The sequence below is a fragment of the Legionella resiliens genome (assembly GCF_021344005.1).
In the GTDB taxonomy this organism is placed as follows: Bacteria; Pseudomonadota; Gammaproteobacteria; order Legionellales; family Legionellaceae; genus Legionella; species Legionella resiliens.
In genome coordinates this window covers 284683-310622 of sequence record NZ_JAJTND010000005.1, presented here as the reverse complement: position 1 = coordinate 310622, position 25940 = coordinate 284683, and the positions used below count along the sequence as shown (strand labels likewise).

The following is a 25940-nucleotide window of genomic DNA, read 5'->3' as shown; positions in this document are numbered from 1 at the left end:
AAGCTGTCTCCGCATTATTAAAGTGCGGAGGTCTTCTGTAAAGGAATATTCAATCCGGTAAATGATATTAAATTTATCATCATAATCAGTATTTTTTATCTGCTTCATCAATGTATAAATTGTTTAATGTGGAAAGGCATATCCTTTGTCATATAAGTATGCGCTGTTTTTGGTTTTTATGATTCACTAATAATCTAATGATGTTTTTTTGGATCAGGCGATTGTTTTTTAATTTAAATTCCCTGGAGTTTTTTTAACATGAAGTGTAAATTAAGAGCACTTTAATTTGGACTTCATGTGTTAGGAGATGTCATGGGAAAAGATGCTAAGGAAAAAAAAGCTTTTGAATCCGCCTCAAGTATGAGAACAACATACATTGAGCAATTGCAGAAATGTAAATCTGCTGCCCAATTTGAAACTTTTTCAAGTAGATATGAAGAGAAAAAGAGAAAAAATCCTAAGCCTGCTAATTTAACTCCACATCATAACGGAGTTATTCGTGGATTAGATCTACAGATCCAGCAATTAACCGAAGAATTAAATAATAAATTTTATCCAAAAACACCAATTCAATCATTACCAAGAGTTGAAGAAACAGTAAAAAGAGACCCAACGGCCTCATTATCTGAAGCACGCGTTTTAGATGAGTTGTCTCATATTGAAGAGCAGGAGTTAGGCGCTCAAGCCAAAGTTGTTGCAAAAAAAGAGAAAAGTACTTCCCTTACTCAAATTAAAACTGCTGAGGAATCTCCTAAAAATGAGGTGGGAGGGAAGAGGACTCACTCTGTAACAAAGCAAAGTGTGTCCTTTGGAATTCCTGTTGATGATAAAGATAAACCAAAATCCAGGCATGTCACTTGGAATGAAAACCAGCTTCGGGAAAACCAGCATCAGGAGCATGGGGATTCGAGATCAATAAGACATAGAACCAGACAAGTCTCTGAGGTTAAAGACAAATTAAAGACGCTTCATACAAAACAGACAAAATATGACGGGAAGGCTAAAGAGTTTCATAGGAAGAAGGACCAAGAAGGAGAAGTTAAATATCGAAAAGCTGCAAAAGCTGCGGGAAACATTCATTCTCAGATATCCCGATTGGTTGATCAGTACATTCGAGATGGGGATTTAGACGCGTTTAAATTAAATAGCCAAAAAATTCTAGGTGATGAGAAGAATGATGATGTGAAAACATTACGGGCATACCGTGGTTGGTGGGAAAAATTCTTAGACGATTTGGTTGAACTTATAAATTCAGGGCTTACTCGTATGGGTTCTTCAATGCGTGTGCATGAATTATCGATATTTAAACCTGCAACAACCGATGGGGGACACAAAATTAACGATCTAAGTAACGCAATTAGTTCCGTAAAAGCAACCCTTTAATCATTTACAAGAAATAAGTAGTCTGGGTTTGTTCTGCACTCAGACTATATTTTTACCCTACCCGAATATCTTGTTATTGTGTTACCATGTTTTATTGTTTTTTGTTCTTCTAGAATAGTCATATTATTCTTGAGATTATTTTTCAATACACAACACTATGGTACCAAATAGCGCGCAAATCACTTACGATAAGAAACGTGCCAGATTTCACTGTACGGGTGCCTGGTCTGTTTTAAAAATTGAGAATTTATTAGCTCGATTCAATGTAGATGAGCTGCCTAAAACTCAAAAAGTGACTATTAGCGGCAAGGATATCAGTCATTTTGACAGTGCAGGAGCTTTGGCCCTCATTAAATGTATTGACACGCTTGAAGAACGAAAAAATCAGGTTGAACTCACCGATTTTACCGAAACACAACAGCAACTGGTCGATTTAATAAAATCAAAAAAAGACATATTAGGTTATCAAATTCCTTCCCCACCTAAAGAAAATGTGTTTTACCAATTGGGGAAAGAATCTGAGAGCAAATTTCGTCAGGTAGATGGTCTTCTCGCTTTAGTGGGTGATTTGTCTACTAAAATATTTAAAGCATTTGGCAATTGGCGCCGCTTTCAATTACCCAGTATTATTTCAAATATTCACGCTACAGGCGTGACTGCTTTGCCTATTCTGGCTTTGCTTTCTTTTCTAATTGGTGTGGTTTTGGCTTATCAAATGGGATTGCAATTGCAAACATATGGAGCCAATAGCTTTATTGCCTATTTATCTGGAATGGCTATTTTTCGTGAATTTGCACCGTTAATGACAGCAATTATTGTTGCTGGACGAACGAGTTCCGCATTTACAGCGCAAATTGGCAGTATGAAACTCAATGAAGAGGTCGATGCGCTATTAACGATGGGGCTTTCTCCCACTGAATTATTAGTGCTTCCTAAAGTTCTGGGGTTATTGATCGCATTCCCTTTATTGATTTTTTGGTCTGATCTTTTTAGTATCTTAGGTGCAATGATCATGTCCAATAACATGCTGGGCATTAGTTTTGTTGATTTTTTACAACGATTAAGAGACTCTGTTGGAATTTCACAGTTGAATTTAGGTCTTTATAAAGCACCAGCATTTGCATTGTTAATCAGTTTGGTTGGTTGTTATCAGGGGTTTAGGGTTGAAGCCGGTACGGAAAAAAATATTGGAAGCCAAACGACCAGAAGTGTAGTGCAAGCACTATTTCTAATTATTATTGCTGATGCAATTTATTCAGTTATTTATAGCCGGATGCATTTATAGATGAGCGAACCCATTATCGAAATTAAAGGGCTAAAGAATCGTCTCGGAGGTCAATGGGTACACTCCGATGTGAATTTGACTGTAGAAAAAGGAGAAATCCTAGCTATTATTGGTGGTTCTGGGAGTGGAAAAACGACGATATTACGCAGCTTACTGATGTTACTGAAGCCTACGGCAGGTTATATTAAGATATTTGGAAAAGACATTAGTAATCTTGATGCGGAACAATCGTTTTTGCTTCGTCGGCGATGGGGAATGCTTTTTCAGCATAGTGCATTATTTTCATCAATGAATGTGTTGGAAAATGTCATGTTTCCTATGCGAGAATTTACTAATCTGGATTATGAATTTATGTATGAGCTGGCTTTGCTAAAAGTCACTTTAGTAGGCTTGCCCAAAGAAGCTGCGGGTAAATTACCTTCGGAATTGAGTGGTGGAATGCAAAGAAGAGCCGCTGCAGCGCGTGCAATTGCAATGGATCCAGAATTGTTGTTTTTGGATGAGCCAACTACAGGTTTAGATCCACTGAGTGCACGGCTTTTTGATGAGCTGATTGTTTTTTTAAGAGATTCTTTAAAGCTCACTATAGTTATGGTGAGTCATGATATAGAATCTTTAAAACGCACTACAGATAGAGTAGCCTTTATTGGCGATGGAAAAATCTTAAGTGTTGAGCCGATTGATGATTTAATGAAGAATAAGAATAAAATAATTGCGGGTTATTTTAGTAAAATGTAACCTGGGCAATAACTGGAGACAGAATACTTGGAAGCGAAAACCAATTACACCATAGTAGGTGTAGTCGTACTTATATTACTGGTAGGGCTGCTGGCTGCAATGTTATGGTTATCCGTTGGTTTTAATCAAAAAAAATATACTACCTACACCGTTTATATGCATGAAGCAGCTTCTGGCCTGACCAAAGATGCTCCGGTAAAATTCAATGGAGTGCAAGTTGGATATGTAAAAGAAATACAATTGAATCAAAGCGATCCGAGGCAAGTTGAAATTTTGTTAAATATCGAAGATGGAACGCCCGTTACGACCAGTACTTATGCCACTTTAAATTCACAAGGAATTACCGGCGTCACTTATATTGGTTTGAGCGCAAGTACTTCTGATCTGACGCCAATTCCCCAAATGCCTGGTGAACCATTTCCTGTTATTCCTTCAAAACCTTCTGTATTTACTCAATTGGATAGCATTTTAAAAAAGGTTTCTGAAGATGTAGGTTCTGTAAGTGATGAAGCAAAACGTATATTTAATGAAGAAAATGCAAAACATGTACGCCATATCTTAACTAATATTGACCATTTTTCTAAAAACCTTGCCAAAACAAGCCGTGATTTTCCGCATATGCTTGACGAATTAAGGGTGGGAATATCTAAATTTAATACTATGGCGGAAAGTTTGAGTCAAGCTGGGAGCAGTGTATCAAAAACTATGGGTACAGGAAAAAATGCCATAGATAAAATTTCCGAGGAAGCGCTGCCACCTGTCGTAATCTTGCTGCGGCGATTGAATACAATTTCTGCAAATTTGGAAAAGGTGAGTAGGGAAATGCGTCAAAACCCTGCTGTGGTTATTCGTGGAACTAAGCCACCAAAGCCTGGGCCTGGAGAATAAAGATGAAAAAGTTGATTGTACTTCTTATGGGTTTAAGCGCAGCAGTACTAAGTGCCTGCTCACCAGTTAAAGTCTCTGTAAAAAATCAATATCAATTAAGTGCGTACAGTACCAAACAGTTGACTAAAAAACCCATAGCTATGACTTTGTTGGTGACTCTGCCTGATGCTGCTGCGGGGTATCAAACAGAACAGATGCTTTATATTAAAAAACCATATGGATTGGAGCCTTTTGTAAAAAATGCATGGGTAAATCCGCCTGCAGATATGCTTTATCCTTTAATTCTGCAAAGCTTACAACGGACAAATCTTTTTGAAGCAGTTACCTCCAATGCTTATACTTTAGGTGCGACTTATCGATTAGATACTCAATTACTTTCTTTACAACAAAACTTTCTTAAAAAACCGAGCGTTCTTGAGTTTTCAGCCAAAGTTGTTTTAACTCATGTTAGTGATAATAACGTCTTAGCTTCAAAAATTATTACTTTACGGATCCCATGCCCCAGTGATACACCTTATGGTGGGGTGATCGCGGCTAATAAAGCAACCCAGCAGTTTACCGCGAATCTTGCTCATTTTGTGGGATCTCACGTTAAACCCTAATGAATGATCCTTCCAATTAAAACGCTCGGGTGCAATGAAGTGGGACCAGGAAAAACTATAAACAGCCAGGTTCCGATCGTAGATGGAATGACTTACGATGATTAATAGTACTGTAGCCAAAAAATAAAAAGAATTGTACAATGTGCCCCCATGAACCCTGCATGGGTATTTCGAAGTTTATTAATAATAAAAAGAACGAAGGAGATTGAGGATGAAAGCCGGATCATTAAGTAAATTAGGTCTGCTTGTGGCGAGTGCCGTTTTCGTTGTTGCTTGTTCTAAAGCACCAGGTAGTGCTGAAGGAGGAGTAGGCGTGAGCGAAGCTGAGGCCCAAGGTCTAGGACAATTCACTCATTTTGCTGGTCAAGAGCCAGGCGAATCTTATACAACTAAGGCACCCCATAATCAATTGTATTTGTTCTCTTATGATGACAGTAATTTGGCTCCTAAATATTTACCATCGATTAATGCTCAGGCAGAGTATTTGAAGACACATCCAGGTGCCCATGTATTAATAGCTGGACATACAGATGAGCGTGGTAGCCGTGAATATAACGTAGCTCTTGGCGAGCGTCGTGCAAATACTGTAGCTGATATTTTACGTATGGCTGGTGTTAACAGACAACAAATGCGCATTGTGAGCTATGGTAAAGAGCGTCCAATTAATTTAGGGCATGATGACGCGTCACATGCACAAAATCGACGTGTAGAATTTACTTATGAGGCAACAAGATGATAAATTGCAAAAAACACATTATCGCTACAGGTTTTATATTAATGCTTCCTTTAGCCAGTTGGGCAGAAGCACCTGTGGTTGATGATAGTGATAATTTTGCAATTATTGAGGGCCAACAGGCGTATGAAACGCCTGCTTACGGCCCTAAGTACGATGAACCACAAATTGAAAGTGGTCAGTTTGATGTGGCTCGAAATGAGAATTATACAATAGATAATTCTCAAACCGATGATGAGCCTGCACTTGCTAAAGACGATCAGGCAACCAGTTTAAGTACTAATATTACCAACAATGCTAAACTGATAGACAAAATCCAAAGCCTACAACAAGAAATACAAGAGCTGCGTGGTCAATTGGAAGTACAAGCTCATGATTTAAAGTTATTACAGCAACAACAAGTTGCTTTTTATAAAGATTTAGATGCACGCTTAAGTGGAAGTAGTTCTGCCAAATCTTCAAGTAAACCGGCTTTGGACCTTTCTGCTGGATCAAAAGAAACTACACCTAAGGCAACCGGATCTGCATCTAATGTTCAGGCAGCCAAATCGGCTGTTCCTACGCCAACTCCAGTACCCGTGACTACTACTTCTAGAGTTAATCCTGCAGACGAGCAAATTAGCTATTTAGCAGCTTATGAATCAGTAAAAAACAAACGGTATGATGATGCTATAAATGCGATGAATGTATTTGTGCAAAAATATCCCAGAGGCGGTTATACAGCGAATGCACAATATTGGCTAGGCGAGCTTTATTTGGTCAAAAAAGATTATCCAAAATCCATAGAGCATTTTACTGTAGTTTTACAACAATTTCCTACCTCAAGTAAATCTGCTGCAAGCATGTTAAAGATTGGTTATGCTTATGCTGCACAAGGTGACACGCAGGAGGCCAAGAAATTCCTGCAACAAGTAGTGAGAGCTTATCCTGGTACGCCTACAGCTCAATTGGCTAATTCAAAATTACATACAATATAATTAATGAATTTTTATACGTAGCTCCGAAATTTGTAAAAATTGTAGCCTAGGAGAAAACGTAAACTTGGAAACCTACGATGGAAAACCCTGGTTTCGCTTTTAACCAGGCTACATTGAAATAACTTATGGATCCCAAGGAGAAATTATGTATTGGCTAGCCCATGCCCCAGCTAATATTGCTTTGATTAAATATATGGGAAAAAAGGATGACAACTCAAATAGTCCTGATAATCCTTCATTATCCTATACTTTAAATGAGCTTAAAAGTACAGTAAGACTGGAAAAAATGAGTTCAAAAAAGGATATTTGGGAACCCCTTATTGTACCTGCTGGAATCGAAAATTTTGTTCTTTCCCCAGAAGCGCAAAAAAGATTTCTTGACCATCTTGCTCGAGTAAAAGCATATTTTGAGTATGAAGGTGGTTTTTTAGTGCAGTCCTGTAACAATTTTCCTCATAGTAGTGGGATGGCAAGTTCTGCTTCAAGTTTCGCTGCGTTAACTCGATGTGCTGTAATTGCATTGAGTGAATTGACAAATAAACCCATGCCTTCGGTTGAGGAACAGGCGCAGTTAAGCCGTTTGGGATCAGGGTCATCTTGCAGGTCTTTTTATTCCCCCTGGGCTTTATGGGATGAAAATGAAGTTAAAGAATTAGATTTACCTTATAAGGAATTAATCTATCAAGGGGTTGTGATTAGCAACAAAAAGAAAGAGGTTCCTTCAAGTGAGGCACATCAACGAGTAAAAAGCAGTCCCTTTTATGTAACTCGTAGCCAAAGGGCAAAGGAGAACTTAAAACTTCTATTGGATGCATTCATGAGCAAAGATTGGACTGCAGCCTATCAAATCTGCTGGCGTGAATTTCATGACATGCATCGCTTGTTTAGTTCTTGTGAACAGCCTTTTTCATACATGACTGAAAGTTGTACTGATCTGTTACACAGCCTAGAAAGTTTTTGGAGTAAAAAGAATGATGGTCCTATAGTGACTATGGATGCTGGGCCAAATATACATTTGCTGTATCGTTCCGATCAAACAGAATTGGCACGTGAATTCAAACGTGATTATTTATTGGGCAATTATGATGTTCTTTGATTTTGAAACCACAACTTTTGGCAAATGGATTTTAGCAGGTGAACATGCTGTAGTACGAGGACATCCGGCTCTGGTATTTCCAATGAAGGAAAAAAAATTAACTTTAAATTATTCTGCTGATGCGCCTTCTTTGGGAGCAGATTATACGGGAAGCAGCGGCGCCGATATGCAGCTTCTATTCTGGAGTGTACTAGAACATGGCATGCAATTACTGGGGCGCTCTTTAAATCAATTAGGCGGTTATTTTCATTTACACAGCACAATTCCTGTGGGAGCAGGTATGGGGGCTTCAGCAGCACTTTGTGTGGCGATGAGTCGTTGGTTCTGTGCCCAGAACATGATAGAGTTCAGCCAATGCAACGATTTTGCAAAGGAATTAGAGCACTTATTTCACGGAAAAAGCAGTGGGCTTGACGTTGCTGGGGTTGCTACGGAAGTTGGTCTTTATTTTAAAAAAGGAACAACTACTCCATTAAAGCAAAAAATTCATCCTCAGTTTTTTTTATCTTCATGTAAACAAATTGGAATTACTTCTCATTGTATTCATCAGGTCCAAAGTTTATGGGCTAAAAATCCTGTATTGGCCGAGCAAATTGATCTGCAAATGGTTATGGCTGTTGAAGAAGCTAGAAATGCATTGGAAAAGGGTGGGGCGGATGCAATTTCTTTTTTGGCGCAAGCAATTAATAAAGCTGCTGATTGTTTTTATCAATGGAAACTGGTTAGTGAGAGTTTACAGCAACATATACATCGATTAATTGCTGCAGGCGCCTTAGCTGTAAAACCTACAGGTTCCGGAGGAGGGGGGTTTGTACTGAGCCTTTGGGACAAGCAACCTCCAGATAATCTCGAATTATTGAATGCATAACCTCTTGTTCTAGTCTATAAATTGATAATAGACTTCAGTTCCTTTGATCATCCCGAGTTCATAGCGTGCTTGCTCTTCCAGAGCTTGATCACCATTTTTTAACTCTCTGATATCTGCTTCAAGTGCACGATTACGTGTAGCCAGTTTATTATTTTCTTGTTCGTGAGCTGCCAATTTTTTTTCAAGATTATGCCACTGAATCAAATTTCCATCGCCCAGCCATAGCTTATGTTGTAAAACAACCAAGGAGACTATCAAAATTATAAACACAGGGCGCATACGTTTTGCTTAATTTAAAGGTATCCTTGTACCATTTTATTACCATATCACAATATGTAGCAATATCTGCCTGAGTAATTTTTTACATTATCTTGCATGAAGACCGGGGCTGGATTCCGCGCATAAAGCGCGGAAAGTAGGATTTTTGATTTTTTGGATTTAGTCATTTTGATTATATATTATGTTATTTGAAGTGTTTTCCTGCTACTTTTTTTACCTACTTGCCGTGCTTTATGCACGGCATCCAGTTGATCATGAACGAAGAACAGGGGCTGGATTTCGCACATAAAGTATAGAACGGAGGCTTGCAAGTAGATGTCTCTGCTCTAGAGTGCCGCTGTGCTTAACCTATCTGCGAGTTAGATATATCGAGATAAAATAATCAAAAATGTTTACGAAAAATATTGAGTTCTTCATTTAATTGATCTATTTTTTCCAATAATTCTAATGCAAGCGCCACTCCCGGAAGATTAATTCCCAGATCTTTGTGTAAGCGGAAGGCAGATTCCATTTTACGTAAATCGTTTTGATTTAATTTTATATGCTCTGCTTTCATTGTTTTACAAGAAAATAAACCATATTCTGCCATTTCAAGTAATAATTCTTTAGATATATGATATTTTTGACTTACTTCAGTCAATGAGATTGTTGTAGTTTCTTCAACAAGCACGCCAATTAGTGTATTGTTTTGCTTCATGCTTAGACCCCCATTTTGTCACGTGGATTAAAAGGCATTACTTGCGCCATTTTTTTGTAAAACTCTATTGCGGTTTCAGTTGTTGGTGGCGGGGTTATCATTTTCAATAGTATGTATTGGTGTCCAGGTTTTGCTCCAGGCAAACCACGATTTTTAAGCCTTAATTTTTGCCCTCCTTGGGAGCCGGGGGGAATTTTTAAATCAATTTTTCCTCCCAGAGTAGGGACTACTATTGTTGCACCTAAAGCAGCCTCCCATGGAGTAATAGGCAGGGTGAGATAGATATCACTATCCATTACATCAAATAGAGAGTGTTTATCAACATGTACCGTTAAATAAATATCACCGCGGGGCCCTTCATGTATACCAGGGGCTCCTTGTCCGGCAAGGCGAATTTGTTGACCTGATTTTACACCAGCTGGTATTTTCACTTTCAGGGTTTGCATTGTGACTTTTGAATCTTGTTCAATTGGAACCTGGATATTTTTCACTGTTCCTGTAAATGCTTCCTCCAGGCTGATATTAATTTTTCCATGATAGTCTTGTCCTGCTATGGGTTGCTGGCGATAGCGGGAATGACCAAATAATGTTTCAAATAAGTCCTCACTAAATTGACCCGTATAAACGTGTTCCGATTGTGCAGGCCCCCAATGATTATATGCTTCTTGTTGATGAAATGTTTTGCTTTTTCGATACCTATCGTATTCTGCTCGTTTTACGGGATCTCTTAAAACTTCATAAGCTTCGCCCATTTCTTTGAAGCGTTCTTCTGCATGGGGTTCTTTGCTTATATCAGGATGGTATCTCCGCGCCAGTTTTCGATATGCCATCTTAATGTCTTTATCAGAAGCGTCTTCGCTTACTCCCATTATTTTGTAATAGTCTTTGTCCATATTTTTATACTCAATTTAAGAATCATTTTTCATTAGACCTCTTGCACGTGGTTTAGGGGGTGTTTACATTCCTACTATCTGGGGCCAAATTTCTGCGCTCCGGTGCGGGATGTAAAAACAGTACCCTATTTTTGTAAGACGTATTTTCCCGGTGCATCAGGTAAATTTTTATCAATTTTAGGAGGTAAATTCATCTCACTAATTGATTGTCTCACTAGCCATTCATGCCAAGCAATCCACCACGAGCCCTTTTTAGTTTCGGCAATTTCCAACCAATTCTGGGGTGAAATATATGTTTCCTCTTTTTTTTGTTCCCGAATCAAATAACTTCGTCCAGGATGTCCGGGTTCACTAACTATACCCGCATTATGACCTCCATTTGTCAGAACAAAAGTAATATCTTCTTGCTTGATCAGCAAATGGGTTTTATACACGGACTTCCAGGGACTCACATGGTCTTTTTCTGTGCTGACTACAAAGGCAGGTAATCTGATATTTTCAGGTGCTATATGTTTTCCTTCAATAGTATATTGACCTTCGGAGAATTCATTTTTGAGGAACAATTTTTCAAGGTATTCGCTGTGCATTTTATGAGGCATACGTGTCGTATCCGCGTTCCAAGCAAGTAAAGCGATCATTCCTCTTTGTGTTCCGTGCATGTAATCTTGAACCATTTTTGACCATATCAAATCGTATGAGCGAAGCATTTGAAAGCTTCCGGCCATAAGTTTGGTATCTAGGTAACCTTTTTCCCACATTATATTTTCCAAAAAAGATACCTGGCTGTTATTAATAAAGAGTAATAATTCACCAGCTTCGGTAAAATCTCCTTGGGCAGCGAGCAGAGAAAGACTTTTCAAGCGATTGTCATGGTCTTTGGCCATAGTTGCTGCAGTAATCATGGCTAAAGTTCCACCAATGCAATACCCCATTAAGTGAATTTTTGTATTGGGAATTATGGTTGATATTTTATTAATTGCAGCCATAGAGCCTTGCCGGTAATAATCATCGACTCCCAAATTTCTGTCTTCAGATGATGGGTTGAGCCAAGATACTATAAATACTGTGTGACCTTGCTGAACCAACCAATTCACTAAGGAATTTTCAGGCAGAAGATCCAGGATATAATATTTCATAATCCAGGCTGGAATAATGAGTACAGGTTCTTTATACACTTTTGGGGTCTGTGCCTCATATTGAATGAGCTCAATTAAGTGATTTTTAAAGACCACTTTACCTTTGGTTAAGGCAACTTGTTTTCCCGGGATAAAGTTTTCAACTCCTGCTGGAGGAGTACCAGTTAATTTTTCAATTAAATCTTGCAGACCCAATTGTGTTCCCCGAATTAGATTTTCTCCAGATGAATTTAATGTTTCCTGTAATAAATCTGGATTAGTCAAGACAAAATTGGAAGGAGAGATTGCATCAAGGAGTTGTTTTATAGTGAACGATACAATTCGACGATTGGGTTCATTTAATCCAGGAATTTCATTTGCTGCAGTTAAATACCAATCCTCAATTTGTAAAAACTGCTCAGCCCACAAGCGCCATGGATAAAGCGCCCATTTTTCCGTATGAAAACGCACATCTTCACCATTACCAGGTTTTTCCTGGTTTATGAGTCGTTCAATGAAATCAGAACAATGCAATAAGGGATGAGAATTTAATTTTAAAAAGGTACCTGGAGCTTGTAATAGTTGTGCTCCCCATGAAAAAAATGAAGTTGCTACTGAGGCAGGGCTAATGCTCGCGGTAAATTTTCCCAGATTAGCTTGGTAATATTTATCGATTAAATTAAAGAAATCATACGGGACAGATGAATTATTTTCTTTATGGCTTGTGTTTGCTTGCCCACTTTTTGCTTTAATTTTTTGTGATAGCTTTTTTTCTTTTAGAACAACTTTAGCCATTTTTTTCATGGGTTCAGTTCTTATCACAGTTATTATTATAAAATAGTATAGTCTGTTGGATATTTATTTGTATATTAATTAGTTAAAGTACATACTATGCACTTTGGGCGTAGCTCATTTTAGCTGCGATTTCCTGCCTTTCTTAAGACAGTAGAATAAAAAATAATAGTAACAACTACATGAAGTATGGCAGGATTGTTGGAATTTATATCGGAGACCTTTATGCATAAGAACTTACTCAGTACTCTTGTTGTTTTTTTTCTATTTTTATTAGTTGGTTGCCAGTCGAATAAGGCGGGTTCCGGTTTATTTAGTTCTTTTACACCTTTGGTTACTCCGAGTGCAAATTTGGCACAAACAGTCCAAGAAGCTTTAATGCGTCATGATGATCTTGCTGTGTCACAAGTACATGTTCAAACACGACAAGATGTTGTGATTCTTACAGGATATGTTAAAAAAATTCGCCTTAGTGATACTGCAGAACAAATAGCTCGTCAGGTTCCTGGTGTGCGCTCTGTAGAAAATCATATAATTATCCGACAATAGACTTTAATATTCTCCATTTGTACTATATTTATAAAGGAGGTTAAGTATATATTCAAATGGAGAATAAAAATGGCTGACCTAATTCATAATGCCTTGCCAAGGCCTAAACGAGAAATTATTTATATACATCCAGATGATTCTGTTAAGAAAAGCATCGATATGATGACAGAATATGATGTAGGTGCATTAGTTGTAGTTGATAATGATAATCAGTTAGTCGGCATAGTAAGTGAACGAGATATAGTGCGTTCTTGCTTGCATAAGTGCATTAATCTGGAAACAGGAAAGGTTTCCGATGTGGTGTATAGGGATGTTACTATTCTTAGCCCTAATGATGTTGTAGAAAAAGCAATGCAAGCTATGACTGCAACCAAAAGAAGACATGTATTAATTCGTGATGAAAATAATGAATTTGTGGCCATTTTATCCATAGGTGATTTGCTTTATCACATATTGGAAGACAAGTTGCATGTTATAGAACAATTAGAAAATTACATTCATACCTATTAACAGATCTTTAAGGGATGATATAGTATCTTCTTTAATGCACTTATAATATATATGAAAACAGTCTTCAGATTCCTTCTAATTTTCTTAATAATTCATGCTCCTGTGTGGGCCGCCGAATTATCGCCCACATGGTATTCCAAGACAGATAACAAAGTAGTTCTCAACATAGAAATGTTTCTTACGTCTACTTGCCCTCATTGTCAAAAAGCTGATGTGTTTTTTCAGGAAGTAGAAGCAAAAAATCCTGATCTGAATGTTCAACGGTATTATATTAATCAGGATAAAGGTGCATTGAGTCGTTTTTATCAACTATTGAGTGCGCAGCAAATGGATGATTTTGCTGTTCCGTCAATTTATATTTGTAATTCACGGTGGGTTGGATTTACTTCTGCAGAAACTACTGGAAAGGATTTATTGCAAGCAATTAATTATTGTAAAAAACAAATTGAAAATAAAGGTAAATTAACTCAAGAAACAGTGAATGCACTGCGTCATTTGGCAAATGCGAATCGATTTGTTACTGGATTGGTCGAAAAGCCTTCGAAGTTGGGCTTTACAACCACTATAGCATTTATGGACTCCTTTAGTCCTTGTGCGTTCTTTTGTTTTGCGGGGTTCCTGGCTTTTCTTTTAATTGAAACACAGAAGAAAAAGCAGCTTATTGCAAGCCTCTTATTTATTTTTTCTGTAGCAATTGTGCATTATTTTCAGCAAGTGTACACCAGTACATTTTTTGAGTTGTTGCCTTGGATGCGTATTCCGGCGGTATTATTAGGTTTAGTAACGATTTATTTTGTGATGCAATATTATAAAAAGCAGCCCTCTATGACTTTATATTTTTCATTGGCTTTTTTATTAGGATTGATCACAACAATTTATCAACAAACCTGTGTGATGAATTGGTCTACAATTTTTGAGCAATGGCTGGGCGATCAACATTTGACCAGTCGGCAGGAAAGTTTATATCAATTAATCTATCAGGGAGTGTATATTCTTCCTTTGCTTTTGATTTTGCTAGTTTATTTTATTTTGCTCAAATTTGAACGTTTCACCGCATGGCAAACAAAATTAGCCACTATAGGCTTATTGTTCCTACTCGCTATTGCTGTCAGTTTAATCGTCTATCCATTCGCATTATCTTACTTTGGACTATCGATAGTGCTTTTATTTATCTTGACGGTTATTGGCTGCTTTTTAAATTTGACTTGATCTTATTTTGATGATTTGGGATTATCATCGTTCTTTGTTTGCAATAGCTCAGATCCCTCTATGTTCATGTTTACTCGAACGGTTGGATTTGAGTGCGGGTTGTGAGAAAATTTTCTCGCAAGATACGCAAAATACGGCCGTTCCCTGATAGGAGCTGAGCACTTACCTTTGTTTTTCAGGTGATAACATGAACAAGCCCATTAATATTCCCGTTGTTGTGGAGAGCGGAAAAAAATATAAAACATCTCATGGTGTTACAGCAATTAAAGATGGAGTAAAACCAACTGGGCAAATTTATGAACGGCTACCTAAGCCTAAATGGTTACGTGTGATAAATCATACTACCCCTGAGTATCACCAAGTAAAAGAACAAGTACAAAAGCATCGTTTAGCTACTGTTTGTGAAGAAGCAAAATGCCCTAATATTTCTGAATGTTGGTCACACGGTACTGCAACAATTATGTTGATGGGTGCAGTATGTACGCGTGCATGTCGTTTTTGTGCAGTAGACACAGGAAATCCTCATGGTTGGCTGGATCCGCAGGAACCAGAAAATACAGCAAATACAGTAGCCTTAATGAATCTGGACTACGTTGTATTAACCTCAGTAAACAGAGATGATTTACCAGACGGTGGCGCAAATCATTACGCACAAACCATCCGTGCGATTAAACAACGTTCTCCCAAAACTAAAGTGGAAGCACTAACGCCTGATTTTCAAGGTATAGAACGAGATGTGGCAGTATTACTGGATAGTGGTGTTGATGTATTTGCGCAAAATGTAGAAACAGTAGAGCGTTTGACCCATCCAGTACGTGACAATAGAGCCGGTTATGCACAAACATTAAACGTTCTCGCATTTGCGAAACGCTATAGACCCAATGTGCTCACTAAAACCAGTTTGATGTTAGGTTTAGGCGAAACAGACGAAGAAGTTATTCAAACAATGGATGACTTGCGTCGGCATAAAGTAGATATTCTTACTCTGGGACAGTACTTGCAACCAACAAAAAACCATTTGCCCATTGAGCGTTATGTGACCCCTGAGACTTTTGCCGAATTAAGGCAGATCGGATTAAAGAAGGGCTTTTTTGAAGTAGCTTCTGGCCCTTTAGTGCGCTCAAGTTATCGTGCTGACCGAATATTTAAACAAGATAATTTAGGTTTATGAAGTTAGAACTCTGAATACCGCACATAGAGTGCGGTGCGTAAGGGTAAAAAATTTGGTAATGTTCAGCCTCCTTGAAGGAACAGCCATATTTGTCCATCTTGAGAGAAAATCTTTCTGTTCGGGTACAGCTAAAGTCTATACCGCCTGGACGATTACAAAAAATGTACGTATTTAACCTAAGATTTCTCCTTTGTTCCTCATTATTTTCTGCAAAATATAGGCGAGAAAATACATGAGTATACCTAGTGCTATGGCGCTTACTCCTAAAGCTAAATAATAGTTTTCATAATATGGGAGACTATCTATGGGAGAGGTAATCGTGTTAGGAATCGCAACCCAAGCAGCAATTCTTCCTGATATGGCATGTGCAAGAGAGCTTGCGAGGTACCATACGCCCATAGCAAAGGCAATTGAATTTTTGTCACAATATAGACCTACCATGCTTAAGCCAATAGCACTGACCCATAATTCTGCAATAGAAATGAGAATGTAGGTTAATGCAATGTAGTTCCCATTAATTATTCCATTAATAGTAGTTGTAGCAGCGAATGCCATCACCAAAAGAGCAATCCCTGCTAGCGCGGTACCTGCGGCAAATTGATAGGGAATAGTGAAGCGTGGAAATACTTTATAAAAACGAGGCAGTTGGCTGCCAATAGCTAAGATGAGTAATGGATTTAATATCTGATAATGAGCTGGTGAAACAGTTATACCAAATAAATTATGATCTGAATTATTTTCGGCAAATAAAATTAATGTGCTATTCATTTGGTTATAGATAACAAAAAACACTACTGCTTCAACAATGAGCAATAAAGCAATCATTTGCTTGTCGCGTACCAAACCTTGAAGTGTTAGCGTTTTTCTTAAAAACCATATAATTCCTATGCCACAACCTGCTGCGATGATGGTGCTGGCAATGTAAACATGGGAGTAAGCAAATAAAGTCAGGACATAAATAATAATTATGTAGGCAATTAAACGAAGTATGCCTGATTTAGAAAATTTGGATTGATCTTTGCCCCAAATGACATTTTCATAAATGGAGTAGCGTTTCGCAAAATTCAAAGCCGCAATTGATTTACCTACAAATGTCAAAGTAAGGATAGAAAGCGGGCCATAACGGCTTTCAAAAAGCAGTGGAGCAATTAAGGTGGCTAATAATGCGCCGACATTTATTGCTATGTAATAGTAGGTCATAGCTGATTTTGCTTTGACGGCATCATCTGAATAAATATGTGATACCATGCTTGAAGAAGTCCCCATTAGAAGGGAGTTGGTAGCAGGTATAAATGCATAAGCAGCAATGAAAAACGTATCTCCCAGGGAGCTTACTGTGTATCCACTGATCATAATAAGCAAATAAGCACAGGCTAATAGAATACTCCCAAGAAGAATAGATCGCCTAATCCCAACTACAGTATCAGCCATGTAGCCACCGAGCATAGGCATTAAGTAACCCATTGCATGAGCTACCCCAATAAAAGCGTATGCTTTAGCCTGACTATAACCCAACCCCTGAGACCACACAGGACGAGTTAAAAATAAAACCAATATGGTATTGAGTGCATATACTGAAAATTGACTCCAAAAAGTAATAAATATGATGTTATTGGCTTGTTTTTGTCGCAGAGCTAATTCAGGCAAATAATTTTTCACTTCTTGAGAAATCATTTTTCTTACCTCGCCACCTAAGGATAATTATCAGATTATCATTTTCTGGCAAGAACGACATCAATTATATGAGTATCATGATAGGGGAAAGTAAAAATTTTGCTAAAAAGACGCTTAATTCTTTGGAGCAAAAATATTTTTGGCAACATTCTAATGGATAAAGTATTGAGAAACCAGGTCCCTTCAATACCAAAAAGCGCCAATTCATCAATAGTATTTAAGGTGATGGGTATTTCCAAACGTTGATGCGCGATGACTTCGAATTGATTTTGTTTGAATGCCTGCATCAATTCACTGTTATTTGCAGCAACTGTAGTATTTTTTACAATGGATTTGTAATAATGGCCAACCACACTACTTAAAATTGAATCTTCTGTAATAAATTCAGCTAAACGTTGTTGTGCTACCGGAAAAGAATCATAAGTTGTGGTAATCATTGAAAAATGACCATTTGCCCGGGTCAGTAATTTGGCCTCATGAAATAAAACCTTAATTGGAATATACGCATTAATAAAGTGTGCCAGAATTAAATCTTGACTGTGAGGTGGTAAGAACTTACTCGCTTTTGCAGCGCTGCCTTCTATAGTGATCAGCGGTAACGTTTCACGGGCATGTTTCAACATCTCCGAAGAAACATCAATTCCAGTAAACTCTGCTTTTGGCATAATTTGTTGCAGTTTTTTCAGAAAAGCACCATCGCCAACGCCCAAATCAAGAACTTTATAATGTGGTTTCATTCCCAAATAAAAGTGCTTCATTTGTTCAATTGCTATTTGATGACTTTGACTAATCGCACCAAAACGATTGGCCATAGTATAGTTTTCAGAGTTGTCGTTGTACATGGCCTTCAAGGACATGCAAAATTTCCTGTTTAAAAAGGTTTGGTAAGTATATCTCTAAATGTAGGATATTTGCGACTGGTGATTAAGGAAAAATTATTTAATTCATTTCCTTGACTTTCTAATACCTAGTGAATAGCTCATTGTATGAGTCATTTTTCGTAGGTAAATTAGAAGAAACATCATTTAAAGTATTTGACAAAAAACAGGGTTATCTGCTTTCACCCCATGTCTAAAATATAGTCTCATCAACTGTCACTTAAAGGGGCTAGTTAATTTTAGAAATAAAATAATTCACAATTTTTTTGCCCTAACAGGTAAAAAGAGGTACATTTCCTAGTTTTCTTAATACTCTGTTAATAATCAGAGTGTAAAATTAAACACGTATAACAAATATTAGTTTGTTTTTAGATCGTATTTTTGGCTATCAAGAATACCATGGATTGCGTTCTGTGGAGGAATAGGTAGCTGCTTTGTTAGGGAGATTTCTATGTTAATTTTGACTCGGCGTATCGGTGAAACCTTAATCATTGGTGATGATGTTAATATTACCGTGTTAGGTGTAAAAGGTAATCAAGTTCGCCTAGGTATTAATGCACCTAAAGATGTATCTGTCCATCGTGAAGAAATTTATTTGCGCATACAACAAGAAAAACAATCAGACGAATCTGAAGAAGCAGTATAAATCGATTTCCTCGCAGTCATCCAGTTCCGAGCACTTAAAAATGCTCGGGACAAACTTTAAATTTTCTTTATTCTCACCTTATCTTGTAACCCTTTACGGTCTTTCATGAAGCGATGTATCTCCTGATGAAAGGAAGTGCATTGTGCCAGATTCATCTTGCAATATTAATTGTCCGGTCTGATTAATTCCACAAGCAATCCCAGATAAAGTATTTAAAGACTGAGTCACTTTGATGTTTTTTCCAAACAAATAATCTGATTTGTTCCATTCATCCATAAAGGAGTTGAGATCATGGTGAATAAATTTGATTAAATAGTGTTCCAAATTGATAATCAGCCTTGCAATAAGAGCATTACGATCAAAACGCTGCTTGGTTATTTCATATAATGAACACCAAGGTTTATCTGGAAGAGGATGGTTCTCTGTATCCGTATTAACGTTTAAACCAATACCTATGATGATTTGAACATTGCCATTGGATTCAGCCAATATTTCAATCAAACTACCGCATAGTTTTTTGTGAGTCCATAAAATATCATTGGGCCATTTAATTTTGATATTAGATGAAACGTCAAATTCATTTAAAGTTGCCAAGATGGCCAAGCTGGTGACCAAACTTAATCCTGAAAGCTTGCTAAGATCATAGTTAAGATTCCAACGACTGGAACAATAAAGATTTTCACCAAAGGGGGAGTGCCAGTGTCTGCCGAATCGACCTCTGCCCTGAGTTTGAGCTTCGGCACAACAAATATCAACAGTATTTGTGGGAGGTAAATCCTTTAGATAGCGATTTGTTGAATCAATAGAAGTGAAGAGATGTAAATTGAAAGGACCAGATTGTTTTTGGGAAGCAAGATGTTCCATAATTTGTTTTTTATTTAATAGAATCAATTGATTGGGAAGCTGATAGCCTTGATGTCTTATTCGTTTTATAGGGATCCCTAATGCAATTAAATGATTGATTTGTTTCCAAATCGCTGATCGGGTGATACCTAAAGCTGCCCCTAATTCAGAACCACTATGACAGTCGCCATCGCCAAGTAATTCTAATAATGTAAGTTGTGCGGGGGTGAAGTGCATGGATATAAACCTAAAAAATCAATTGAGTTTTTTGCTGCAGATTTATAAATCCATGCCTGATTTCCCTTACAGTCGGGTGATAACATAAAGCGCCGCTGCAAGCTACTTCTGGCATAAAAGAACGCAGCTGCCAAGTCATATTGTGTAATGGGTCATTTACCAATTGTTTGGTTGGCATAGTTATGGGAACACTAAAATTTTTGGTTGGATAAGAAAGGCCTAAACCACAGGCTTTGATAAAGGCTTCTTTTTGCGCCCAAACATGAAAAAAAACAGCTGGTTTTAGAGCAAGAGGGACTTTAATAAACTCTTCATATTCTTGGTCAGAAAATAAATTTTTTGCAATCCCTTCATAAGGTCGAGCGGAATACTTTTCTATATCTATTCCCAGAGGAAAGTTTTTCCCTACTGCAAGGAGTGCTAAGTCACCCGTATGACTTATATTAAATTGTAACTTTGCTGCATTAATGACTTCTGGTTTGCCGTGGTTATTATAAGCAAACTCCAGTTGTCCTGCTGGCATATTGAGATAATTTGCCAAGATGATTCTCATAGTGGCTCTGGCAGTAGAGAAACGTCGTTTGTGCCTACTGAAATAAAATCGTTCAGCGCGCGCTTGCTCTTCAGAATTTAATAGTTCATATGCATTTTCTAATTCATGCACTAAAGAAAATTGCCAAAGATCAATTCGAGCTTCATTTAAAATGCAGTTTTCTGTATTTAAAGGGTTGAATTCGGTAATGATCATATACTTGTTTGAATCTGGCATCAATTGTCGGTTAAGGTTATCATATACCATGATATTTAATTCACCAAAGAGTATTCAATGAGCCGACAATTTTTGGATTTTGAGCAACCCATCGAAGAGTTGAATCAGAAAATTGATGCACTTCGCATGATAGGTAATGATAACGAAGTGAATTTAAGTGATGAAATAGCGCGACTTCAAGCAAAATGTTCTGAGCTAACCTCTCAAGTTTTTTCAAACTTAGAGCCTTGGCAAATTGCACAAGTTGCAAGACATCCGCTTAGACCACAGACAACAGATTATATCGAACGCATTTTTACTGATTTTCAGGAACTGCATGGTGACCGAAGTTGTTCTTCAGCCCCTGCAATTATTGGTGGTTTGGCGCGCTTGAATGGTGAACCAGTTATGGTACTTGGTCATCAGAAGGGGAAACGAACCAAAGAAAAGGTATATCGTAATTTTGGTATGGCTCGTCCGGAAGAATATCGAAAAGCCTTACGTTTAATGAATATGGCTGAAAAATTCAAATTACCTATTTTTACTTTCATTGATACAGCAGGAGCATATCCTGGAATCGGTGCTGAAGAGCGTAATCAATCTGAAGCAATCGCCCGCAATCTTTTCGTGATGTCACGTCTTAAAACGCCAATTATTTGTGTGATCACAGGAGAAGCAGGATCCGGTGGCGCATTGGCAATTGGTGTTGGTGATCGCGTGTTAATGCTCGAATTCGGCATTTATTCAGTAATTTCTCCTGAAGGTTGTGCTTCGATTCTTTGGAAAGATGCCTCCAAAGCGAGTGAAGCTGCCCGCGCAATGAGGATTACCGCAGATAAGATTCTGGAAAATAAGTTAATTGATATGGTGATTCCTGAACCCTTAGGAGGGGCTCATCGGAATGTCGATGAAATGGCAGCACGTTTAAAGGAAGTTTTAGTTACCGAATTGAGAGCTTTAATGAAATCCTCTTTAGAACAGTTAGTCGAAGACAGATATCAAAAGTTTATGGTTATGGGAGCAAGTGATTAAACCTTTATTGAGCACTGAGTGGTTTTCTCGCCTAAGTCATTTTAATAAATTAATTATAGGTTTTAGTGGTGGACTTGACTCAACAGTGCTGTTGCATGTTCTGGCTTCCCACCCTACCTTGCTTGCTAAATTAATCGCAGTGCATGTAAACCATGGTATCAGTGCGAATGCCCCTCGTTGGCAATTACATTGCCAACAGTTTTGCCAGAATTTAGGTATTCCTTTAATTACTCAAACGGTACAATTTGATTGTTCAGCCAATGTTGAAGAGAGGGCACGCATTGCCAGGTATGCAGTTTTTTCTTCTTTACTTACAGAGCAAGATTGCTTAATTTCAGGACATCATTTAAACGATCAGGCAGAAACTGTTCTTTTGCAACTTTTTCGTGGCTCCGGAGTTGATGGCTTGGCTGCTATGTCTGATTTTGGTCAATTGGAACCGGGAAAAATTGCCAGGCCTTTGTTAACTCATTCACGAGAACAATTGGAACATTACGCTGCCTTTCATCAATTGAACTGGATAGAAGATGAGAGCAATCAGGATACCAGCTATTCACGAAATTACTTACGTCAACACATTATGCCTTTGTTGAAAAGAAAATGGCCTGGAGTTGTAGGTAATATCGCTAGAACAGCGCTTCATTGCCAACAGGCTAAAAGAAATCTGGATATGTTGGCAGCTCAAGATATGATATTGGAAGAAAACCTTGGAAAATTAACAAATAACTCTTTATTGATTACCCCATTAGAAACCCTTAGCCGAGATCGTATAGCAAATGCTCTCAGGGTCTGGTTGAAAAACAATCAACTCCAACTGCCCTCCACGGTGACTTTCTGGCGTCTGATTGATGAAGTGATCTTTGCTAGTGAAGATGCGACTCCTGCAGTGAGTTGGGGTGAAGTCACTGTGCGTCGTTACCAAAAGCATTTATATTTAGTTAGGAAAAATGCAAATAATTTACCTTCCTGTATTGAGTGGTCTTTATTTCCTTTACCTTTAGTGATTCCCGATGCACGCATTAATTTAGTGGCAAAAAAAAACAATCAGGGGGTAATCATTCCTGCCGATGCAAAAGTATTTGTCCGATTTAGACAAGGTGGAGAGGAGTTTTCCTTGCATGGACAGACTAAGCGTTTAAAAAAATTGTTCCAGGAGTGGGGGGTTCCTCCTTGGTTAAGAGAGCGAATTCCTTTAATTTATTTTAATGATAAACTTGCAGCAGTAGTTGGATATGCAATGAGTGATTTATTCTTTGCTAAAGAACAATCTGATGCTTGGATTTTCGTTGATGGTTTCGCTGAGCAGCATACTATTGATTGAGATATTGTAAAAAATATAACCTGTATTACGTTGTAACCCTTATTCTTGTTTATTGACGATTTAAATGTTCCATATTCATTCATCCCCAACAAAAAATAAAAATCTATCGTATTGAAAATAAAAAATATATTTTGGTTATTTTTTCAAAAAATGGTTTTTATTTTAGTTAATTTTATTTATATTAATTTAAATGAAATAATTAACTATCAAATTGTTCATATCATGAAAAGTATCTCTGAAATCAAAGAACTGTTAGCTCTCAGTAAGAATCCAGGTAATATTTCTCCAGAACTTATGGCATTTTTCTTTTATTTAAAAGAAATGAAACGGAAGGAAAAAAAAAGAAATGGGGACTTCAATGCGTTCGCAATGAGCACTAATGAACTGGATTGGTTAGCCGAGCTTGTTGAGCGAATGATTACCTATTCTAATGAGAGTTTACGATTCCAAATTGGTATTTCAAAATGGGATGGTAGTGAGCAATTAAATCATTGGTCCTTTTTAGAATTTAATTTTAATTTTAACGATGAGATTCTTCCTACTTTAGATATTTTGATCTGTGATCCTTTGGGATTTAGTCAAGCGTTAGTTTTTACTAATTTATTAAGCAGCAGGATGGAGTTCGGCAATTTAAGTAAAATGTGTACTCTGAAAGTCTATATCCCCACAGATATTTTGCAAGTTAAGGGTCGCGTGTGTGCTTATTTTACGACTGATAATATTTCGATGTTATCGAATCAAACGGATTATTGTCCCATTTATGACTATATGAATTCCCATCAACACGAAGGGAAAAATCAGGAAGCAATTGACACACTATCTAAGTTCCGAGAGTCTTTAGCGAATTATTATACAGAGGAAGAACTCAATGACATCTATAATTTTAATATAGTAGTTGCTCCTTTACCCGTTAGGCTTTTACGGACAAAACATTCTGTATCTGATTTAGAAAAAGAAGTTCGAGATTCTGAAGAGCATAGAGGGGTAGTGGTGAATAATAAAGGTGAGACCGCGTGGAGTTCTATTCGTAAAAATTTGTTCTTCGTTGAGGATCGTGCTGGCTCAGAACAACAGAAGAACATGAGAGTTAATAAAAAAATGGAAAAGTTAGGTGGAGAAATAAGAGAGGCATCCTCTTCCATAAGCTCTTTGGAGGATGCTCGCGTAATTAGTGAAGGAATACAAAGACATCTCTTATCTGGTCTAGAGGAAGCAATAGAGCAAAGTATTAAAAGAGCGGATTATAGCCCTTTTTAACACTCAGGTAGATTAACCGCCAATCCCCCCATCGAAGTTTCTTTATAAATACTTTGCATGTCCATTCCGGTTTGTTTCATGGTCTTGATTACTTTATCTAAAGAAATTTGATGTTGGCCATCACCAATAAGCGCCATCCGTGTTGCATTCACTGCTTTTACTGCACCCATTGCATTGCGTTCAATACAGGGTATTTGTACCAAACCCAAGACTGGATCACAGGTCATACCCAAATGATGTTCCATGGCAATTTCTGCGGCATTTTCTACCTGAGCTACGGTTCCTCCAAGAACCGCTGTAAGACCTGCTGCAGCCATAGAGGAGGCAACACCCACCTCGCCTTGGCAGCCTACTTCGGCTCCAGAAATGGAAGCTCCTTTTTTGTAAAGTATGCCTATGGCAGCGGCAGTAAGGAAATAGGTATAAATATCTTCATCACTCATTTTATCGTGGGCATGTTGGCAATATTTTAGTACTGCGGGAATAATGCCTGCTGCACCATTAGTTGGAGCGGTAACGATACGTCCGCCCGCTGCATTTTCTTCATTGACTGCCATGGCATAAAGATTTAACCAATTCATAATATCGGATTGCTCAAAAATGCTTTTTACTCCTTTTTCATTCATGAGTTTTTTATGTAAATCAGGAGCACGTCTTTTTAAATTAAGCCCGCCGGGTAAAATACCATCGTGTTTACATCCATTGGCAATGCAATCATCCATGACTTTGGCAATTGCCAAAATGCCCTGATGGATTTCTTCTGTGCTACGCCAGGTTTTTTCATTAATTAACATTAATTCCGCTATGCTTAAATTATTTTTTTGACACAGTTCTAGAAGTTGGGCTGCTGTTGAAAATGGATATGGGGGTGGGTTTGTATCTTCAGTAGTTTTGGAAAAATCTTCTTCAGTAGTAATAAAACCACCGCCAATTGAGTAATAAACTTGTGCAATTAATAAATTGTTCTGGCTATCAAAAGCAGAAAAACGCATCCCATTAGAATGTTTGGGCAAGAGCTCTTTTTGTAAAAAAAGAAAATCAGTTGCTTCGTTAAAGTTAATATTTTTCTTACCTGCCAGGTTTAACGTACGAGAGTGAATGATTTCATGCATGCGCGGCACCATAGACTCAGGAGCAACAGTTTCTGGTGTTTTATTTTCAAGTCCATTTAAAATGGCTTTATCTGTTCCATGACCTTTTCCGGTTAAAGCCAGCGAACCGTAAAGTTCGGTTTTAACCCGTTGAACTTGATTCATGAGTTGTTTGTCTTCCAGTAACTTTAAGAACGCATTAGCGGCAAGCATAGGCCCTACAGTATGCGAGCTTGATGGGCCAATTCCAATGGAAAATAAATCAAATACACTGATGTTCATGTGGGATAATCTCTTGTTACAATTAGTGCAAAGTGTAGAGAAATCTTAATTATTTGTCTATTTTAATTATAGCGGACAATTTACTTTAATAATTTGACGTGCATCCTTTGCTGAATTAGTCTATAAATTGATATGCATTAAGAATA

The 25940-nt window shown here is 37.7% G+C and carries 26 protein-coding genes; 17 read left to right on the top strand and 9 right to left on the bottom strand.

The window, feature by feature from the left end; all coding sequences use genetic code 11:
- Positions 1 to 312: 312 nt before the first annotated feature.
- The 9 genes from LXO92_RS13955 to LXO92_RS13915 all read left to right on the top strand — a co-directional run bounded on the left by LXO92_RS13955 (position 313) and on the right by LXO92_RS13915 (position 8570).
- Positions 313 to 1383: a hypothetical protein gene (locus LXO92_RS13955; protein WP_182350149.1), complete on the top strand. Its 1071-nt coding sequence runs from the start codon at positions 313 to 315 to the stop codon at positions 1381 to 1383.
- 157 nt (positions 1384 to 1540) lie between these two features.
- Entirely contained in the window at positions 1541 to 2668 is a 1128-nt protein-coding gene (locus LXO92_RS13950; RefSeq protein WP_182350148.1) for an MlaE family ABC transporter permease, read from the top strand.
- A complete protein-coding gene (locus tag LXO92_RS13945) occupies positions 2669 to 3406 on the top strand; it encodes an ABC transporter ATP-binding protein (RefSeq protein WP_182350147.1) in 738 nt (245 codons plus the stop codon).
- Between the two features lie 27 nt (positions 3407 to 3433).
- A complete protein-coding gene (locus LXO92_RS13940) occupies positions 3434 to 4294 on the top strand; it encodes an MlaD family protein (RefSeq protein WP_182350146.1) in 861 nt (286 codons plus the stop codon).
- Between the two features lie 2 nt (positions 4295 to 4296).
- Entirely contained in the window at positions 4297 to 4896 is a 600-nt protein-coding gene (locus LXO92_RS13935; RefSeq protein WP_182350145.1) for an ABC-type transport auxiliary lipoprotein family protein, read from the top strand.
- Between the two features lie 211 nt (positions 4897 to 5107).
- Entirely contained in the window at positions 5108 to 5632 is a 525-nt protein-coding gene (pal, locus tag LXO92_RS13930) for a peptidoglycan-associated lipoprotein Pal (RefSeq protein WP_182350144.1), read from the top strand.
- Entirely contained in the window at positions 5629 to 6606 is a 978-nt protein-coding gene (ybgF, locus tag LXO92_RS13925; RefSeq protein ID WP_182350143.1) for a tol-pal system protein YbgF, read from the top strand. Before pal ends, ybgF begins: the two co-directional genes overlap by 4 nt.
- Positions 6607 to 6751: 145 nt before the next feature.
- On the top strand, positions 6752 to 7702 hold the full coding sequence (locus LXO92_RS13920; protein ID WP_182350142.1) for a diphosphomevalonate/mevalonate 3,5-bisphosphate decarboxylase family protein: 951 nt from the start codon (positions 6752 to 6754) through the stop codon (positions 7700 to 7702).
- Entirely contained in the window at positions 7692 to 8570 is an 879-nt protein-coding gene (locus LXO92_RS13915) for a mevalonate kinase family protein (RefSeq protein ID WP_182352851.1), read from the top strand. Before LXO92_RS13920 ends, LXO92_RS13915 begins: the two co-directional genes overlap by 11 nt.
- A gap of 9 nt (positions 8571 to 8579) precedes the next feature.
- Here LXO92_RS13915 and ftsB read toward each other — a convergent pair whose 3' ends face one another.
- The 4 genes from ftsB to LXO92_RS13895 all read right to left on the bottom strand — a co-directional run bounded on the left by ftsB (position 8580) and on the right by LXO92_RS13895 (position 12358).
- On the bottom strand, positions 8580 to 8849 hold the full coding sequence (gene ftsB / locus LXO92_RS13910; RefSeq protein WP_182350141.1) for a cell division protein FtsB: 270 nt from the start codon (positions 8847 to 8849) through the stop codon (positions 8580 to 8582).
- A gap of 382 nt (positions 8850 to 9231) precedes the next feature.
- Complete coding sequence (locus LXO92_RS13905) at positions 9232 to 9546, bottom strand: chaperone modulator CbpM (protein WP_232891182.1); 315 nt, start codon at positions 9544 to 9546, stop codon at positions 9232 to 9234.
- A gap of 2 nt (positions 9547 to 9548) precedes the next feature.
- The gene (locus tag LXO92_RS13900) at positions 9549 to 10439 is read right to left on the bottom strand and encodes a DnaJ C-terminal domain-containing protein (RefSeq protein ID WP_232891181.1); all 891 of its coding nucleotides are present in this window, start codon (positions 10437 to 10439) and stop codon (positions 9549 to 9551) included.
- A gap of 125 nt (positions 10440 to 10564) precedes the next feature.
- Entirely contained in the window at positions 10565 to 12358 is a 1794-nt protein-coding gene (locus tag LXO92_RS13895; protein ID WP_182350138.1) for a PHA/PHB synthase family protein, read from the bottom strand.
- 213 nt (positions 12359 to 12571) lie between these two features.
- Here LXO92_RS13895 and LXO92_RS13890 point away from each other — a divergent pair, with 213 nt between their 5' ends.
- From LXO92_RS13890 to lipA, 4 genes are all read left to right on the top strand, one after another.
- Complete coding sequence (locus tag LXO92_RS13890; RefSeq protein ID WP_182350137.1) at positions 12572 to 12895, top strand: BON domain-containing protein; 324 nt, start codon at positions 12572 to 12574, stop codon at positions 12893 to 12895.
- Between the two features lie 69 nt (positions 12896 to 12964).
- Positions 12965 to 13405, top strand: coding sequence for a CBS domain-containing protein (locus LXO92_RS13885; protein WP_182350136.1), 441 nt, complete (start codon positions 12965 to 12967; stop codon positions 13403 to 13405).
- A 171-nt stretch (positions 13406 to 13576) separates the two neighbouring features.
- The gene (locus LXO92_RS13880; RefSeq protein ID WP_232891180.1) at positions 13577 to 14614 is read left to right on the top strand and encodes a thioredoxin domain-containing protein; all 1038 of its coding nucleotides are present in this window, start codon (positions 13577 to 13579) and stop codon (positions 14612 to 14614) included.
- Between the two features lie 187 nt (positions 14615 to 14801).
- Positions 14802 to 15785, top strand: coding sequence for a lipoyl synthase (lipA, locus tag LXO92_RS13875; protein ID WP_182350134.1), 984 nt, complete (start codon positions 14802 to 14804; stop codon positions 15783 to 15785).
- A gap of 171 nt (positions 15786 to 15956) precedes the next feature.
- Here the strand turns inward: lipA and LXO92_RS13870 are convergent, their stop codons facing one another.
- Together LXO92_RS13870 and LXO92_RS13865 are read right to left on the bottom strand one after the other, a co-directional pair.
- Positions 15957 to 17459: a peptide MFS transporter gene (locus LXO92_RS13870; RefSeq protein WP_182350133.1), complete on the bottom strand. Its 1503-nt coding sequence runs from the start codon at positions 17457 to 17459 to the stop codon at positions 15957 to 15959.
- A gap of 38 nt (positions 17460 to 17497) precedes the next feature.
- Entirely contained in the window at positions 17498 to 18316 is an 819-nt protein-coding gene (locus tag LXO92_RS13865; RefSeq protein WP_182350132.1) for a class I SAM-dependent methyltransferase, read from the bottom strand.
- 472 nt (positions 18317 to 18788) lie between these two features.
- Between LXO92_RS13865 and csrA the strand changes: the two genes are divergently transcribed.
- Positions 18789 to 18983: a carbon storage regulator CsrA gene (gene csrA, locus LXO92_RS13860; RefSeq protein WP_010654169.1), complete on the top strand. Its 195-nt coding sequence runs from the start codon at positions 18789 to 18791 to the stop codon at positions 18981 to 18983.
- A gap of 93 nt (positions 18984 to 19076) precedes the next feature.
- On the opposite strand, the gene LXO92_RS13855 is transcribed toward csrA, so the two are convergent.
- Together LXO92_RS13855 and LXO92_RS13850 are read right to left on the bottom strand one after the other, a co-directional pair.
- Positions 19077 to 20063, bottom strand: coding sequence for a biotin--[acetyl-CoA-carboxylase] ligase (locus LXO92_RS13855; RefSeq protein ID WP_182350131.1), 987 nt, complete (start codon positions 20061 to 20063; stop codon positions 19077 to 19079).
- A gap of 10 nt (positions 20064 to 20073) precedes the next feature.
- On the bottom strand, positions 20074 to 20811 hold the full coding sequence (locus tag LXO92_RS13850; RefSeq protein WP_232891304.1) for a 4'-phosphopantetheinyl transferase family protein: 738 nt from the start codon (positions 20809 to 20811) through the stop codon (positions 20074 to 20076).
- A 78-nt stretch (positions 20812 to 20889) separates the two neighbouring features.
- Between LXO92_RS13850 and LXO92_RS13845 the strand changes: the two genes are divergently transcribed.
- The 3 genes from LXO92_RS13845 (at position 20890) to LXO92_RS13835 (ending at position 24421) form a co-directional block, all read left to right on the top strand.
- Entirely contained in the window at positions 20890 to 21843 is a 954-nt protein-coding gene (locus LXO92_RS13845; protein ID WP_182350130.1) for an acetyl-CoA carboxylase carboxyltransferase subunit alpha, read from the top strand.
- Complete coding sequence (gene tilS, locus LXO92_RS13840; RefSeq protein WP_182350129.1) at positions 21836 to 23164, top strand: tRNA lysidine(34) synthetase TilS; 1329 nt, start codon at positions 21836 to 21838, stop codon at positions 23162 to 23164. The genes LXO92_RS13845 and tilS overlap by 8 nt, the downstream gene beginning before the upstream one ends.
- Positions 23165 to 23386: 222 nt before the next feature.
- Entirely contained in the window at positions 23387 to 24421 is a 1035-nt protein-coding gene (locus LXO92_RS13835) for a hypothetical protein (RefSeq protein ID WP_182350128.1), read from the top strand.
- Here the strand turns inward: LXO92_RS13835 and LXO92_RS13830 are convergent.
- A complete protein-coding gene (locus LXO92_RS13830) occupies positions 24418 to 25794 on the bottom strand; it encodes an L-serine ammonia-lyase (RefSeq protein ID WP_182350127.1) in 1377 nt (458 codons plus the stop codon). The genes LXO92_RS13835 and LXO92_RS13830 overlap by 4 nt on opposite strands.
- Positions 25795 to 25940: the final 146 nt, after the last annotated feature.